This is a genomic window from Nostoc sp. 106C, from assembly GCF_002154725.1.
Classification (GTDB): Bacteria; Cyanobacteriota; Cyanobacteriia; order Cyanobacteriales; family Nostocaceae; genus Aulosira.
This window is the reverse complement of the sequence record NZ_MTAW01000132.1, coordinates 70,147-83,306: the sequence shown is the minus strand read 5'-3', so window position 1 is coordinate 83,306 and position 13,160 is coordinate 70,147. Positions and strand designations below refer to the sequence as shown.

The 13,160-nt window shown below is 45.5% G+C and carries 13 protein-coding genes; 4 read left to right on the top strand and 9 right to left on the bottom strand.

The window, feature by feature from the left end:
- The 4 genes from BV375_RS37705 to BV375_RS20845 form a co-directional block, all read left to right on the top strand.
- Positions 1–239, top strand: a 239-nt coding sequence (locus BV375_RS37705) for a hypothetical protein (protein ID WP_208099156.1), incomplete at its 5' end; no start/stop codon positions are given.
- 268 nt (positions 240–507) lie between these two features.
- A complete protein-coding gene (locus tag BV375_RS20855) occupies positions 508–933 on the top strand; it encodes a VOC family protein (RefSeq protein ID WP_086763819.1) in 426 nt (141 codons plus the stop codon).
- A gap of 385 nt (positions 934–1,318) precedes the next feature.
- The gene (locus BV375_RS20850) at positions 1,319–1,960 is read left to right on the top strand and encodes a Coq4 family protein (RefSeq protein WP_086763835.1); all 642 of its coding nucleotides are present in this window, start codon (positions 1,319–1,321) and stop codon (positions 1,958–1,960) included.
- 60 nt (positions 1,961–2,020) lie between these two features.
- Complete coding sequence (locus BV375_RS20845; protein WP_086763817.1) at positions 2,021–3,403, top strand: cytochrome P450; 1,383 nt, start codon at positions 2,021–2,023, stop codon at positions 3,401–3,403.
- Positions 3,404–3,431: 28 nt separating this feature from the next.
- On the opposite strand, the gene BV375_RS20840 is transcribed toward BV375_RS20845, so the two are convergent.
- From BV375_RS20840 to BV375_RS20800, 9 genes are all read right to left on the bottom strand, one after another.
- Positions 3,432–5,444: a response regulator gene (locus BV375_RS20840; RefSeq protein WP_086763815.1), complete on the bottom strand. Its 2,013-nt coding sequence runs from the start codon at positions 5,442–5,444 to the stop codon at positions 3,432–3,434.
- Positions 5,437–7,587, bottom strand: a complete 2,151-nt coding sequence (locus BV375_RS20835) for an ATP-binding protein (protein ID WP_086763813.1) — start codon at positions 7,585–7,587, stop codon at positions 5,437–5,439. The genes BV375_RS20840 and BV375_RS20835 overlap by 8 nt, the downstream gene beginning before the upstream one ends.
- A complete protein-coding gene (locus BV375_RS20830) occupies positions 7,584–8,591 on the bottom strand; it encodes an ATP-binding SpoIIE family protein phosphatase (RefSeq protein WP_086763811.1) in 1,008 nt (335 codons plus the stop codon). The genes BV375_RS20835 and BV375_RS20830 overlap by 4 nt, the downstream gene beginning before the upstream one ends.
- A gap of 1 nt (position 8,592) precedes the next feature.
- Positions 8,593–9,039, bottom strand: a complete 447-nt coding sequence (locus BV375_RS20825) for an anti-sigma regulatory factor (protein ID WP_243714002.1) — start codon at positions 9,037–9,039, stop codon at positions 8,593–8,595.
- Positions 8,978–9,391 (bottom strand): STAS domain-containing protein, encoded by a 414-nt coding sequence (locus BV375_RS20820; RefSeq protein WP_086763807.1) that lies wholly within the window; start codon positions 9,389–9,391, stop codon positions 8,978–8,980. Before BV375_RS20820 ends, BV375_RS20825 begins: the two co-directional genes overlap by 62 nt.
- 14 nt (positions 9,392–9,405) lie before the next feature.
- Positions 9,406–10,260, bottom strand: a complete 855-nt coding sequence (locus BV375_RS20815) for an STAS domain-containing protein (protein ID WP_243714001.1) — start codon at positions 10,258–10,260, stop codon at positions 9,406–9,408.
- A gap of 337 nt (positions 10,261–10,597) precedes the next feature.
- A complete protein-coding gene (locus BV375_RS20810; RefSeq protein WP_086763803.1) occupies positions 10,598–11,125 on the bottom strand; it encodes a TIGR00725 family protein in 528 nt (175 codons plus the stop codon).
- A gap of 50 nt (positions 11,126–11,175) precedes the next feature.
- A complete protein-coding gene (locus BV375_RS20805; protein ID WP_208095846.1) occupies positions 11,176–11,754 on the bottom strand; it encodes a hypothetical protein in 579 nt (192 codons plus the stop codon).
- A gap of 405 nt (positions 11,755–12,159) precedes the next feature.
- On the bottom strand, positions 12,160–13,041 hold the full coding sequence (locus tag BV375_RS20800; RefSeq protein WP_086763799.1) for a 4-hydroxybenzoate solanesyltransferase: 882 nt from the start codon (positions 13,039–13,041) through the stop codon (positions 12,160–12,162).
- Positions 13,042–13,160: the final 119 nt, after the last annotated feature.

Below are 13,160 nucleotides of genomic sequence, written 5' to 3'. Positions count from 1 at the left end.
CGAGTTCAGAACATGAAACTTCGAGTTCAGAACACCAAACTCCGAGTTCAGAACACCAAACTCCGAGTTCAGAACACCAAACTCCGAGTTCGGAAAATGAAACTTCGAGTTCAGAACACCAAACTCCGAGTTCAGAACATGAAACTTCGAGTTCAAAACACCAACCTCCGAGTTCAGAACACCCAATACCAATTCACGAAATTATTGATACAAATTACTTCCTCTGCTCCCTCTGCTAGCCGATATGTATCATTTTTCAAGTGAAATGGTATAAAATCACTCCTGTTGCAGATGCAGATGTGAGATTGTTTGACATTCCATTAGTTATGCAAGCCTGACAAACAGGTGCTGCCTGTAAAGTAGACCTTTGAGCTTCGTTGGAATTTTTGGCAAGTAATAGATGTACCTGTAGAAGATTTGTGCGATCGCTACGGTATTGCACCCTTGTGTTTATCGGCTATATCTTAAGCTGAAAGATATTGTTGATTTCTCAAAAGGTGACAGCTGATGTCGGATCTTGGTTTTACTCATATCGCACTTGGGGTAAGCGACATCGATCAAAGCATCTCGTTTTATCCAAAGTACGCTGCGATGCAAGTAGTTCATCGTCGCACCGATAAAACGAAGCACGTAGACGTTGCTTGGATTAGTGATTTAACTCGACCGTTTGTCATAGTTTTGATTCAAGTTGCTGACGTAAAAAGCACACTTGCACCCTCATCTCATCTTGGCGTAGCTTGTAAAACTCGTGAGGAAGTAGATCGTCTTTGCAATGAGGCGCGCTCAGAAGGCGTGTTGCTCGAAGGGCCTCATGACTGGGGTTTTCCCGTTGGTTACTGGGCTTTTTTCAGAGATCCCGATGGTCATACCCTTGAGGTTTCCTATGGCCAGGAAATTAGTTTCACAATTGCGCAAGCGATCAATCACGAGTGATTAACAATTTTAAATTGGCGATCGCTATTTTTAACCATTGAAAGTGGATGAGCGATGTCTGTCCTGAAAAGTTCAGATCGGCGGAAGCTAGGGTGTTGACTCTGTGCCTTTTTAGGAGTGGAAAAATCATGCAAAATATGTGTTGTCATTGCGAGGAGGAACGACGTTGGCGGAGCCTTCCCGTAGGGTAGCAATCGCAAAGATGCTGAGATTGCTTCGCTTTGCTCGCAATGACTAAAGGGAGATTTTGCAGTAGACAGAAAAGTTGCATGAACCAAAAACGGGAAAATTCCATCAAAGTGAACAGCCTAGGCGGAAGCCGCCGCTCCGACTTTTCGCTACGACTAGCTGCGCCTACGCATCACCCAAAAATGGGGGATTTATGATGATAAAAAAATGGGAACAACTTAAAGCTCTTCTCACTGCCAAAAACTCAGGAAATTTAGGCGATTTTGCAATTCTCAAGTCTGATTTGCTGGGTGCAAAAGTGGCTCCTGAAGTGGCGGATAAATTGCGAGCAGTGGAAGGATATTATCCGCCAATTGATTTGGCAAAATTAAGCCAATTTCCTCAAGGTTCTTTTGGGCGAGAATATGCCGAGCACATGAATACCAACCACCTCCAGCCATTAAACATCAGTCCTGAGCTTGATGACGTGGCTAAACGCAATGTCTTTGTTTTGCGCTACGTAGTTACCCACGATATTTTTCATGTCTTGCTGGGTTTTGATACTAGCTATGCTGGAGAAATTGGGGTTCTTGCTTTTGCTACTGCCCAAAATTACAGCAATTCACTCAAAATCAGTTTGTGGTTAGCCAAATTGCTCTATCCGCTTCTGGCTCCCCAACAAGTCAAAGCAATTTTTGCTAATCTGCAAAAAGGACGTGAATTAGGTAACAAAGCTGAGTTTCTACTAGGCTACCGCTTTGAGGAGCATTGGGAAGAACCGATCGCAGAAGTGAGGAACCGATTGGGACTACAACAAATTTCCCTAAATCCACAACCTGAAAATTTCGTCCAAGCTTAAAAGTAATTACTCATATTTGATTGAGAAAATTATCTCTATTTAATCTTAGGAGAAAGAGTAATGATTAAACTTCAAGAAAACTCGTCTAAACAGACTATTAATAAACTGCCAGTTAGCTCCAGTGACCCTAGATGGCTACAAACCTTGAGAGGAATTGTAAAACCGATTGAGTCTCTCGAAAGAGCACAACAGCGCTATGGGAACATTTTTATCTCGGAATTTAGCAGCTTTCCTCGACAACTAGTTGTTAGTGACCCTAAAGCCATTCAAGAACTTTTTACAGCTGATTCTAAGCTATTTGACTCAGGTTCAGGAAACGAGATTATTCAACCATTGGTAGGGGGAAACTCGTTAATTTTATTAGATGGCGATCGCCATTTGCAACAGCGTAAGCTTTTGATGCCTCCCTTCCACGGTGAACGGATGCGAGCTTACGGTCAGATCGTTCGTGAGATTACAGAGCAAGTAACTAGTCAGTGGTCTGTTGGGAAACCCTTTGTAGCTCGTCCTAGTATGCAGGATATTTCCTTGCAAGTGATTTTACGGGCTGTTTTTGGACTTAAAGAAGGAGAGCGTTATCAACAAATCAAGCAGATTTTAACTGCGATGTTGAATACTTTTAATTCTCCTTTAAGTGTGATTTTGCTTTTTTTCAAGTCTTTACAACGAGATTTAGGTGCTTGGAGTCCTTGGGGAAAATTTCTGCGGCGAAGACAGCTACTCGATCAACTCCTTTACCAAGAAATTAATGAGCGTCGCACTCAAGGTAAAACTGACGGCGAAGATATCCTGAGCTTGTTAATGTCTGCGCGTGATGAAACAGGACAACCTATGACTGATGTAGAGTTACGCGATGAGTTAATGACTATGCTATTTGCAGGCCATGAAACCACAGCGATCGCTCTGGCTTGGGCTTTATATTGGATTCACTATCTCCCGGAAGTCCGCGAAAAACTCCTACAAGAACTCAATTCTATTGATATCGCCAATGCAGATCCGATGGTGATCGCCCAATTACCATATTTAAATGCTGTTTGTTCAGAAACACTGCGGATTTACCCAGTTGCTTTCTTTTGTTTCCCGCGAGTTTTACGGACTGATATGCAATTCATGGGCTACGATTTGCCAAAAGGAATGTACTTGTCAATCTGCATTTATCTGACTCATCAGCGTCCTGATATCTATCCAGAACCTAAGCATTTTAGACCAGAACGTTTCCTGGAAAGACAATTTTCACCTTATGAATTTTTACCGTTTGGTGGTGCTAATCGTCGCTGTATTGGTGCAGCATTTGCCATGTTTGAAATGAAATTAGTACTGGCGACTATCCTCTCGCGCTACTCACTGGAATTGCTCGATAAGGTTCCTCTGCAACCTGTCCGTCGCGGTATAGTATTTGCACCGCCTGGGGGTGTACATTTAGCTGTGAGGGAAAAATACTAAAAATTGCAATACTTAACTGACTAAAGCTCTAGCTAATTTGTGTTTTACTTTGTACTTTGTTAGCATCGCCACCCCTTTCTACCAAAGTTAGAATTGTCTGCATCAGTACTTCTGGCTCAATTGGTTTGGTAATATGCTGTTGAAATCCGGCGGCTAGTGCTTGTTGGCGATCAATTTCGCCTGCATAAGCCGTGAGGGCGATCGCTGGAATTTTTCCGCCTTGGTCGAGCGGTTTCTCTCTAATTTGACGAACTAATTCGTAACCATCCATATTCGGCATCCCAATATCACTGATCAGCAAATCAAATTTTTCTTGCCCCAAATTGCTCAAAGCTTCGTGAACTGAGTCTGCTTCAGTCACTTTCGCTCCGTACTGTTCTAGTACGAAGGTGATGAACTCCCGCGAATCTCTCTCATCGTCTACAAAAAGTACCTGTAATCCATTCAGATTGAAGTTTGAGTGAATATGAGAAGAAGTATGATCTTGATTCAATTTTGCAGTAGCGATGAGCGGAAGTTTGACTGTAAAAGTTGCCCCTTGACCTTCTCCAGGACTCGCTGCTTCAACAGTTCCTCCATGCAATTCAATTAAGTAACGCACGATCGCTAACCCTAACCCCAACCCGCCAAATTTTCGGGTCGTTGTCCCATCGGCTTGGCGAAAGTAGTCAAAGACGTAGGGCAGAAAATCACCAGAGATGCCCTCGCCAGTGTCGCTGATGGTGATTTGAGCATATTCCAAAGGATGAGTATCTACTGGTTTCATCCTTTCTAAGCGCACCTCTACTCGACCACCTTGTGGAGTAAATTTAATTGCGTTGGCAAGTAGATTCCAAACAATCTGTTGCAGGCGACTGGAATCACCCAACACTTGCCCAACATTCGGTTCAAATATGGTTTGAATTTGAATAGATTTAGCTTCAGCCGCGAGTCGGACAGTTTCCAGGGCAGCTTTGATGGTGAACGCTAAACTGATTGGAACTGTGTTCAAGCTCAACTTGCCTTGGAGAATACGCGACACATCGAGCAGATCCTCGATCAGTTGTGCTTGTAGTTTGGCATTGCGTTCGATAGTTTCGAGCGCATATTGAGTTCTGGCTGCATCTTGCTGGCTCGTTTGTAGCAGTCTTGACCAACCCAAAATTGGGTTTAAGGGCGATCGCAACTCATGAGACAACACCGCCAGAAACTCATCTTTAATTCGGTTGGCTTGCTGTGCTTCCTCAGTTTGTTGCTGTAAAGAAATCATCAGCTGATTGAGGCGATCGTTCTGCTGTTGCAGTAAAGCTTCTGCTCGCTTACGTTCGGTGATATCGGACAGGATGAAAACAGCACCTGTAAGAGTTCCATGCCCATCAATTACTGGGTCGATAGTTTTGGCAAACCACTGCTCCTGAGACTGAACTTCTAAAACTTGCCGTTGGTGAGTTTCTTTAGCAAGGCGAAAGCAAGTGCCGTCACCGATTCCCCATTCTAGGTTAATCAACTCATAGTAGGCGTGACCCAAAATTTCGCTGGAATGCTTGTGAATGAGCTGCCTCATCGCTCGATTACAGCGCAGTATTATACCTTCTGTGTCTACCAGACATACGCCGTCGTTGATCGAGTCAAAGGTAGTTTGCCACTCTCGTGCTGAGGATAAAGCAGCTTCCTCCGCCCGTCGAATTCGCAACAGCGATCGCACCGTGGCAAGCAGTTCAATGGGTTCAACGGGTTGTGCTAAATAGGCATCAGCACCACTGTCTAAGCCTTCTGCTTTATCCTGGCTTTGGACAAAACTTGCAGAAAGGTGTAGCACGGGGATAAAAGCCGTTTCGGGGTTTGCCTTAATTTGGCGACAGACTTCAAAGCCGCTGATATCTGGTAGTTGGACATCGAGAATTACCAAAGCCGGCTGATACTCAGCAACTGCCTTTAATCCTGTTGCTCCAGTTGCTGCTTCCACGACGGTAAAGCCTGCATTTTGCAAAATCCGGGTCACAACGTAGCGATTGGCTTCGTTATCGTCAACATGCAGGATCGTCTCCCTTGGCTCAGACATTGCTTTCCCCCCAAGCACCCAGAACGAGTCCGGCTTTGACAAGTGCATCTTGAAGTTGGGCGATTGTCGTTACTTGCGAGCCAGTTGCTTTGGAAACAATGGCGGTACTTTGTTTTGCTAATTGGCTCTGCGCTTTTGCATCCAGTTGAGCAGATGAGTAAATGATCACAGGAATCGACTGAGTGACGGAATTGTCCTTAAGCTGCTTGAGTACATCAAACCCGCTGATATCTGGCATTTCTAGGTCAAGCACGATCGCGCTTGGCTGCTCGCGTTGTGCCAAATTTAACCCTTCCTGTCCATTCTCGGCTTCTAAAATACTCAATGGTGTATTTACCAACAACTGTTTCACTAGATAGCGATATGTTGGGTCATCATCAATTAGTAAAATTTTTTGAGGCTGATCCTGATTAATCAGCATATTAAGCTTGTTTAATAAGGGGAATCTGTCTACAGGCTTAATTAGAAAACCGTTGGCTCCTAGCGCCAGTGCTTGCTTCTCGTTATCAATGATGGTAATGACGAGTACGGGAATCGTGCGAGTCGTTGCATCTCCTTTGATTTCTCGCAAGAACGTCCAGCCGTTTTCTCCTTCTAGCATAATATCTAGCATAATCGCCGTCGGTCGAAGTTGTTGTAAGGCAAGCCTCGCCTGAGCTAAGGTGCGGGTCGCAATCAATTGATAGATGGACTCCTGAAGGTGCTTTTCGTAAATAAATAGTGTTTCAGGATGATCTTCAACCACCAGAATGGGCAAGCGAGTTGACCCAAGTGATGCGATCGGTTGCAGTAGGGTGGGAAATTCAGTTCCATGTGGGTAGACGATCGGAATTGATGTTGTAAAGATGGAGCCTTGACCGAGCTCACTTCTCACCGAAACGCTGCCACCGAGTAGCTCCGCCAGCTTGCGCGATAACGGCAATCCTAACCCGGTTCCCTTCACCTGCTTTTGCAGACGGGACTCAATTTGCACAAAATCCTCAAAAATGCGCTCCTGATCGGCGGTCGCAATGCCGATGCCGGTATCAGACACAGAGAAGGTCACGGTATGACCCACTTGCATAGCGCTCACGCGCACCTCTCCCTGCTCGGTAAATTTGAGTGCATTCGAGACAAAGTTTCGGAGAATTTGAGCGACTTTGCCCTCATCGGTATAGAGCGGAGCTATGCCGTCAGGTTCCTCCACAATCAGCGCAACAGAAGAGCCTTGAACTAATAATGGGCGCAACATTCCCCGCAGCGTAGCCAACAAGTCGCTGACTTCAAAAGAACTGGGACGCACTTCAATTTTTCCAGCTTCTACCTTTGCCAAATCCAGCAGGTCGTTGACCAGTTCTGATAATCCGCTCGCTGCCTTTTGAATGAATGTTACCTGCTTTTCTTGCTCGGTAGTCAAATCGCCATCCATGCGTGCCAGCAACATCCGAGCGAGCGACAGAATCGAGTTGAGCGGCGTGCGAAATTCGTGGCTCATGTTTGAGAGAAAACGGGTTTTTAGCTCGTTTGCTTTTTGCAAAGAACTTGCCTTCTCATCCAATTCTGCATAGAGCGCAATCACACCGCGATTGGTATCTTCCAGTTCCCGGTTAAGATGCGTCAGTTCTTCCTCGCGCTTCCGTAGCTCTGCCATTGCCCGGAGCAATTCCTGGTTTTGTCGCTGGATTTCTTCATAGGGATTTTGGGGCGATCGCTTAATCAAGGTTTCTCGAATCTGCTGCAATTGCGAATCGGTGAAAGTAGGTGTACGCATCGACAACCTTTTGCTCATTACCACCGTTGTTCCCTGACCTGGCAGCGATTCAATCTCAAAGAAATCCATCAGCCTGCGGCTGCCCACAATACCCAGCCCCATTCCTGTTTTAGAGGTGTAGCGTCCTGCCAAAACCTCTGCCAGATGAGGAATGCCCCCACCCCGATCCTGTATCCGAATCCGAAACGCCTGCGGCTCTCCTTCTACACAAAATTCCACCGTTCCGCCTTTGGCATACTGAAAAGCGTTGCGGGCAATTTCTGAAACTGCTGTTGCCAATCGTGCCTGATCTTGAGTATCCAAGCCCAACTCTTCAGCAATCTCACGAGTTCGTTGCCGAGCTTGCACAACATCCTGCTCGTAGTGGATTTCGAGCTTGAAAAGAATTGTCATCTGCCCATTCCTTTAGCCACTAACACTGTCACATCGTCCCGTTCTCGGTTAAAGTCTCGGTAGAGCACACCTGCAATCAAGCTAGAATGTTTTTGACTCAAGCCGGGATAGCGATCAAGCTGCCACTTAGCGCCTAAGCCGTCAGAATGCATAATCAAAAGTCCGTTGGGATACCAAGGATAGCTAAACTCTTGAATTTTGCGGATTTCATGTCCGACTGTGCCATTGTGAGACAGCAGATTGTGATGTTTAGGAAACGAGAAAATGCTGGCAGCGATGTTGCCAATTCCGGCAAAACGAACAGATTCTTGTTCAAAGTCGATTTCGGCAATGGCGAGCACTGCTCCTCGTGTACTTCGCAAGGCTGCATGAGCAGCTTCGAGGATCGCACCAGGAGAACGATGATGATGGTCTTGAAAGATTCTCACGGCTTGGGAAGCAGCACTGGCAGCCTCAGTCCCATGCCCTAAGCCATCGGCTACTAGCAACAGGCTACGGTGATGCTCGACTTGACATGCCCAGGCATCTCCGGAGACGTCTTCCCCGCGTTTGGGCAAACAGATTACCCCAATTTCTAAGGTCTTTTCCGGTGCATGGAGTGTCGGGTTTGACCAGAGGTGAGCAAGAAGCGCTGTCCCTTGGTTGGGAATCGAGTAAATTTCCAATAAATTAGAGAGGCGACGAATTGCGCCCATTCCATTGCCTGATGTTCCGGACGTGGAAAAGCCATCTTGCAAACACTCATCTACATCGACCATCCCCGGCCCTTTATCAAGCGACAAAACCTCAATGCCGACGGCTAAATGGTGCTTGAGCGATCGCAGTAGCATCACTCCGCCGTGAGCGTGCTGTACCAGATTATTAGCAACTTCTGTCACCACAATGCCAACTTTGCCCCGTTCTGTTTCCGCAAAGCCGAGCCGAGTTGCCAAAGCCATCGCTACCCGTCGAGCTTCCCCAGTTTGGCTGGATTCAGTAATTGTGATGGCGACAGATTCTCTCATTTTATTTCCATCGTACAATTATTACCCGTGTCCCTTCTCCCACCGCAGACTGAATCTCAAACTCGTTGGCAAGTCGTTTGGCACCGCTCAGTCCCATACCCAACCCGCTCCCTGTCGTGAACCCATCCTTTAGCGCCAGCTCAATATTGGGAATTCCCGGCCCATGATCTTCAAAGGTCAGCCTGATCCCTCGTCGTCCCCCTTCCTCAAGCGTTTCTAGCTTGGCTGTGCCACCTCCTCCATAGTCTAGGGTATTGCGGGCTAACTCACTGGCGGCGGTAACTATTTTAGTTTGGTCTACTAAGCCAAAGCCAATCTCCACAGCAAGTTGGCGCACGGCTTGCCGAACTAAAACTACATCACCAGAAGATTGAATATTGAGCGTTTCAGTCTTCTGCATCGTCATCTGCACGCCATTTAGTGGCAGCGACCTGATTTGTGGTTTCATCAAGTGACGCTCGCAACATTGCCATGCCCTTTTCTACGTTTAAAGCAGTGCGAATGCCCGTTAGTGATAGTCCCAATTCCACTAGGGTGATTGCCACCGCAGGCTGCATCCCAACGACAACTGTTTGGGCATCTAGCACCCGTGACATTTTGGCAATGTTGCTTAAAACCCTCCCAATGAAGGAATCAACAATCTCTAACCCAGAAATGTCAATCAGGACACCGTGAGCATGAGTTTCAGCGATGCGGTTAGTCAGGTCATCCTGTAGCGTCATGGCGAGGCGATCGTGCATATCTACCTGGATCGTCACCAGCAGGAAATCGCCCATTTTTAGTATAGGAATGCGTTCCATTGGTTACTGTCCATCTATTTGGATTGAGAGCGGGTAATGGTCGCTCCCAACCGTTTGAGCGCCGTCACAAAGGCATCTGCTAACGTTGCTTTTGTTGTAACATTAGCCAAATCAATGCCGAGATAAACAATCGTTTGAGCAATTTGCGGACGAATGCCACTGATCATACAATCAGCTCCCATCAGACGGGCGGCAGTAACGGTCTTAAGTAGATGTTGAGCAGTGAGGGTATCGACGGTGGGAACCCCAGTAATATCAATGATGGCAACTTCTGACCCAGTTTCAACAATCTTCTGCAATAACGACTCCATCATCATTTGAGTGCGGGCACTATCTAGGGTGCCGATAATAGGCAATGCTAAAATTCCTTCCCAGAGTTTCACTACTGGGGTAGACAGCTCCATCAACTCTTCCTGCTGTCGCAAAATCACTCCTTCCCGCGCCTTTTGATACACTTCCATGCTCAGCAATCCCAGCTGATCTAGTAAGTTTGTGGCTAGCCAGATTTCTTCAACCAACTCAATAGGGTCTTTCAATTGCTGACGCATCCGGTTGAAGAGGGGTTGCTTGAAGGAAAAGATGAATTTAGCCGTTTCAGTCGGTGTGAAGCCTTGTTGCGATCGCGATTGTGAAACGCTAGTCAACATTTCCCGGACATCTCGCCACTGTGCTGCCTGAATATTGGTCAAGTTACCTTGCTGAGCGGCGATGCGAAGCAAACTGAGGAATTCCCGACACTCCTCCTTTAGTTCGGCTTCTTTAATCAAGCCTCTGCGAAGATTAACAGCGGCTAACTCCTGAATCCAATCTGACAGCAGGTCTGCCTCATAGGTTTCAATGATCTCCGGTATCTTGCTCTTGCTCATCATTTTTATGAGGCAATCTCTTTGATTAGTCCAAAATCAGTGTACGACTAGTTCCGCCCTACGTGAAAGCTGAAGTGGAAAGCAATTTTTTGGGGAAGCCGAGCGACATACAACGGGTTATACCGTTTGATTTTAAGGTTGATACAAATAGGCATAAGTGGGGCAGCGGTGGCTTCCCACTTATGCTCTGATTAATTTGTCAATCCCTTTTACTAGACTAGCGCTCTGGAAAATTGTTTGTATCGATATTAACAAATCTAAGTAGGTGGACATAATTAAACGTGAGTTCGGCGGATAGAAACAGCTTTTTACCTTCTGCCTTCTGCCTTCTGCCTTCTACTTACCATTCGCCATCGGTATCTTTAGAGAAGTCGGAAATCTTGTTTAAAATTGCCTTAGCAGTAGCGATCGCATCAACTACACTCTCAACAATATAAACATTCTCTGGCGACAGCTTTTTGAAGAACACTTGGCTTTCTGCATCATCATTCAGCAAAATTATTGGCTTATTTCCTTTCAAAGCCAAGGCAATTTCTGAAGCAGTTCCCGCACCCATTCCGCAAGCAATTACCACATCGCTGGAGAGAACATTAATATTATTTCGAGCGTTTCCCATGTCTGTGAAAATGGCAATATCCACATCATTAGAAATGCTATCTCGATCGTTTTTGGAGAGAATACCAAGCGTTAAACCATTGGCAGATTTTGCACCCTTATTTGCGGCATCCATCACTCCCGCATTTCTACCACCAGTGAGCAAAATCCATCCTTGCTGGGCAATGAGACAACCTAATTCATAGGCGTTTTCCAAATCATTTGCTGTCGCCTTTTCTCCCGGCCCCATCACTCCAACAATAATCTTTCTCATAGCGATGCAAATTCATTTTGCGCCTTTATACCCTCTGCCTTCTACCTCAACTACCATTGTTCATTCCAATAAACAATTTCTGAAGCTAAACTATCAATCGCTACCCCATAGCTATCACCATGATTCCATTTAAAGCCAGGGCTACCTTTGTCTTGTGCATCCAAGACTAATATTTCGTAGCTGGGTGGAAAGGATTCTTCCGATACGTCACTAGTATAAAAAAACGTTGTCGGAACTCCGTTAGGTAGGTTAGCGTGGTCGTTGGTATTACCACCTCTATACTCATGTTTAGCAACAGTTTTATATTGCGCAAGTAATTTTTTTATCTTTTCTGGTGACTCTTTCACTCTGATCTGAAAAAAACTACCACCTTGTAATGAGCCTGGTGAGTAAGCAATACGAACATCCTTGGCATCAGCAGGAATTGTATTAGGGAAATGTTTTACTTGGTAGTTATTAGATATTAGCTGATTACGTATTTGCGTATAACGAGATGTATCAGTTACTATCTCAGGTTCAGATGAGCTGCTAAAAGCTTTTCTTAGAAAAAAACTCCCCCCGACAACACCAAGACTGCCAAGGGAAAATAATACTATCATGGCGATTTTGACGAGATGCGATCGCTTCATGAGTTGGGTACGTCTGAAAGTTTAGAGTTATATATTCAACTACTAAACTAAACTCGTACTATTTCGGATATCGCCTGAGAAATATTGATAAAAACTTTGTCTACTCAGGGAAAATACAGTTTATTTGTAAAAATTTGATGAAGGTATTCAAGAATAAATAGTCAAAAACCGTAACTGTCAACTTCACTCCCAGCAAATAAAATTCACTCACCAGGAGATGGCATTTCTAACAACAAATTTAAAGCTCAGTTGACGTTTTACCTTGCTCAGTGCTGAGTGCTGAGTAAATAAAAATACTCAATAATGGTGCACTTGGTAAAAGCCCCACCCCAAGCGATGCACTGAACTTGTTGAAGTGTGGGAGGTCTTTCAACTCAGCACTCAGCACTCGTAACTCAGCACTCTTTATAAAGAGCCAGCAATCATTCCAGCCAGTAAGATAAAACCAATCCAGACATTTTGTCGAAACATCTCACCATAAACAGGGTTGGGTAAATATGGCTTGCTTAACTGTAGTGACTGCCAAACCCAGCCAATTGTGGCAATTACTAGGCTAATCCAGAAGGCAGCATGAAGGTGGATGGAAATACCTAAGCAAGCCAGAAAAGCAATTGTGCCAGCAAAGAAAATCCCAATCGCCAATGAAGCGTAATTACCAAAGAAGAGAGCGCTAGAATTAATCCCAATGCGCCGATCATCCTCGCGATCGCTCATAGCGTAAACAGTATCAAATCCTAATGTCCACAATACAGTTGCGCCCCAAAGTAACCAAGTTGGTTGGGAAATATTTTGAGTTACCGCACTCCAGCTAATCAATACGGCAAAACCCCAAGCAATTGATAGCACCAATTGCGGTATGGGAAAAACTCGCTTTGCCCCTGGATACAGCAAAATTACAGGTACAGCTGCCGCAGACAACCAAAAAGTTAAGGGGTTCAGATAAATCGCCAGAACGGCTGCACACAACAGCGCCACTATTCCCACACCAATCCCGACTTTAATCGACAGTGTACGGGCAGCTAGGGGGCGATCGCGCGTTCTTTCCACTTGTGGATCGATATCCCGATCCCACAAATCGTTGACAACGCACCCAGCCGCACTTGTGGCGAGAGTTCCCAAGACAATCACGCCAACTAAAGGCAGAGGTGGTTTACCTGCGGCTGCCAAAAACACAGCCCACAGGGCAGGAATCATCAAAATTAATCTTCCTTCTGGTTTATGCCACCGCAAAAGCCGAAAAATCACAAGCCATATGGGTTCGGAGCTGCTTTCTGGCGTCTTTAGCATAGAAGTCAAGAAATCAAGTAATTACCTTAGCTAGATGAATTCACACATCTTTACATCTATAGAATATCTTTATTTGCTATTTGTAAAAACACAACCTAAACTGGCATCTTTAGATACAT